The organism is Romboutsia sp. 1001285H_161024_C4, assembly GCF_015550185.1.
Lineage (GTDB): Bacteria > Bacillota > Clostridia > Peptostreptococcales > Peptostreptococcaceae > Romboutsia_C > Romboutsia_C hominis.
This window is the reverse complement of sequence record NZ_JADNAJ010000030.1, coordinates 1-1,953: the sequence shown is the minus strand read 5'-3', so window position 1 is coordinate 1,953 and position 1,953 is coordinate 1. Positions and strand designations below refer to the sequence as shown.

Here is a 1,953-nt window from a genome sequence, read left to right as displayed (position 1 = left end):
GAGTTTGGACCGTGTCTCAGTTCCAATGTGGCCGATCACCCTCTCAGGTCGGCTACTGATCGTCGCCTTGGTAAGCCGTTACCTTACCAACTAGCTAATCAGACGCGGGTCCATCCTGTACCGCAAAAGCTTTGATAAGAAAGCCATGCGACTCTCTCATGTTATCTCGTATTAGCATACCTTTCGGTATGTTATCCGTGTGTACAGGGCAGGTTACCCACGCGTTACTCACCCGTCCGCCGCTCTTTACCGAAGTAAATCGCTCGACTTGCATGTGTTAGGCACGCCGCCAGCGTTCATCCTGAGCCAGGATCAAACTCTCAAATAAAAGTTGTTACCTGCTCAGACTATCATTATCTGAATATCTGGCTTGGTTTGTTTTCGATTCTTTTAAGAATCAGTTATATAAATTAACCTACTGTTTAATTTTCAAAGTTCTTAAATCTACATGGTAGCGGTAACAGGAGTCGAACCTGTGACCTTTCGGGTATGAACCGAACGCTCTAGCCAACTAAGCTATACCGCCACGATTTAATGGTGCCCAGAGGCGGAATCGAACCACCGACACGGGGATTTTCAGTCCCCTGCTCTACCGACTGAGCTATCTGGGCGCACCTTGGTGGGCCTAGCTGGACTCGAACCAGCGACCTCACGCTTATCAGGCGTGCGCTCTAACCACCTGAGCTATAGGCCCATTTTTTTGGTCGAGGTGAAGGGACTCGAACCCCCGGCCCCATGGTCCCAAACCATGTGCGCTACCAAACTGCGCTACACCTCGAAATTCTTTATTTTTTATAGAAATTAATTGGCAGGGGTGGAGGGACTCGAACCCCCGGCGCACGGTTTTGGAGACCGACGCTCTACCAACTGAGCTACACCCCTATAAAAAAAATGTGGTGGGCCATCAGGGACTCGAACCCCAGACCTACCGGTTATGAGCCGGGCGCTCTAACCAACTGAGCTAATGGCCCACATTTTTTTGGTCGAGGTGAAGGGACTCGAACCCCCGGCCCCATGGTCCCAAACCATGTGCGCTACCAAACTGCGCTACACCTCGAAAAAAATAATGGCGGAGAAGGAGGGATTCGAACCCTCGCACCGGTTACCCAGCCTAAACCCTTAGCAGGGGTTCCTCTTGAGCCACTTGAGTACTTCTCCGTTTATTTAGTTAATGGCGGAGAGGGTGGGATTCGAACCCACGGTGCCGTTAAGCATCACTGGTTTTCAAGACCAGCTCCTTAAACCACTCGGACACCTCTCCGTATTGGTGACCCATCCGCGACTCGAACGCGGGACACCCTGATTAAAAGTCAGGTGCTCTACCGACTGAGCTAATGGGTCATATTAAATTTGGCAGGGGATGCAGGACTCGAACCTACGCATGTAGCAGTCAAAGTGCTATGCCTTACCGACTTGGCGAATCCCCTATAAATGTGGTGAGCGCACAGGGATTCGAACCCCGGACACACGCCTTAGAAGGGCGTTGCTCTATCCAGCTGAGCTATGCACCCACATTATAGAATAATTTGGAGCGGGTGAAGGGGATCGAACCCTCACAGCCGGCTTGGAAGGCCGGAACTCTACCATTGAGCTACACCCGCATATTTAATTAAGTGGTGGAGGATGGTGGATTCGAACCACCGAAAGCAATGCTAACAGATTTACAGTCTGCCCCCTTTGGCCGCTCGGGAAATCCTCCGTATTCATGGAGCTGGTGATAGGAATCGAACCTACAACCTGCTGATTACAAGTCAGCTGCTCTACCGTTGAGCCACACCAGCATATTGGCGGGAATAACAGGACTCGAACCTGTGACCCATTGATTAACAGTCAATTGCTCTACCAACTGAGCCATATTCCCGCGTATTTAATTAAGTGGCGACCTGGAAGGGACTCGAACCCTCGACCTCCAGCGTGACAGGCTGGCATTCTAACCAGCTGAACTACCAGGCC

17 tRNA genes and 1 rRNA gene are annotated in these 1,953 nt (G+C 51.1%); all 18 read right to left on the bottom strand.

What is annotated here, in order from left to right:
* Positions 1–328: ribosomal RNA gene (locus I1959_RS15270) — 16S ribosomal RNA — on the bottom strand; the annotation flags it as partial.
* Positions 329–449: 121 nt separating this feature from the next.
* A tRNA-Met gene (locus tag I1959_RS15265) sits at positions 450–526 on the bottom strand.
* Positions 527–535: 9 nt separating this feature from the next.
* Positions 536–611: transfer RNA gene (locus I1959_RS15260), tRNA-Phe, on the bottom strand.
* A gap of 6 nt (positions 612–617) precedes the next feature.
* Positions 618–694 (bottom strand) — tRNA-Ile (locus I1959_RS15255).
* A gap of 7 nt (positions 695–701) precedes the next feature.
* Positions 702–778: transfer RNA gene (locus tag I1959_RS15250), tRNA-Pro, on the bottom strand.
* A 28-nt stretch (positions 779–806) separates the two neighbouring features.
* Positions 807–882, bottom strand: a tRNA-Trp gene (locus tag I1959_RS15245).
* 12 nt (positions 883–894) lie between these two features.
* A tRNA-Ile gene (locus I1959_RS15240) sits at positions 895–971 on the bottom strand.
* Between the two features lie 9 nt (positions 972–980).
* A tRNA-Pro gene (locus I1959_RS15235) sits at positions 981–1,057 on the bottom strand.
* 10 nt (positions 1,058–1,067) lie between these two features.
* Positions 1,068–1,158: transfer RNA gene (locus I1959_RS15230), tRNA-Ser, on the bottom strand.
* A 14-nt stretch (positions 1,159–1,172) separates the two neighbouring features.
* A tRNA-Ser gene (locus tag I1959_RS15225) sits at positions 1,173–1,261 on the bottom strand.
* 4 nt (positions 1,262–1,265) lie between these two features.
* A tRNA-Lys gene (locus I1959_RS15220) sits at positions 1,266–1,341 on the bottom strand.
* A gap of 10 nt (positions 1,342–1,351) precedes the next feature.
* Positions 1,352–1,427: transfer RNA gene (locus I1959_RS15215), tRNA-Gln, on the bottom strand.
* 7 nt (positions 1,428–1,434) lie between these two features.
* Positions 1,435–1,511: transfer RNA gene (locus tag I1959_RS15210), tRNA-Arg, on the bottom strand.
* Positions 1,512–1,527: 16 nt separating this feature from the next.
* Positions 1,528–1,601 (bottom strand) — tRNA-Gly (locus I1959_RS15205).
* A gap of 13 nt (positions 1,602–1,614) precedes the next feature.
* A tRNA-Tyr gene (locus tag I1959_RS15200) sits at positions 1,615–1,699 on the bottom strand.
* A 7-nt stretch (positions 1,700–1,706) separates the two neighbouring features.
* Positions 1,707–1,781, bottom strand: a tRNA-Thr gene (locus I1959_RS15195).
* A 4-nt stretch (positions 1,782–1,785) separates the two neighbouring features.
* Positions 1,786–1,861: transfer RNA gene (locus I1959_RS15190), tRNA-Asn, on the bottom strand.
* A 15-nt stretch (positions 1,862–1,876) separates the two neighbouring features.
* Positions 1,877–1,953, bottom strand: a tRNA-Asp gene (locus I1959_RS15185).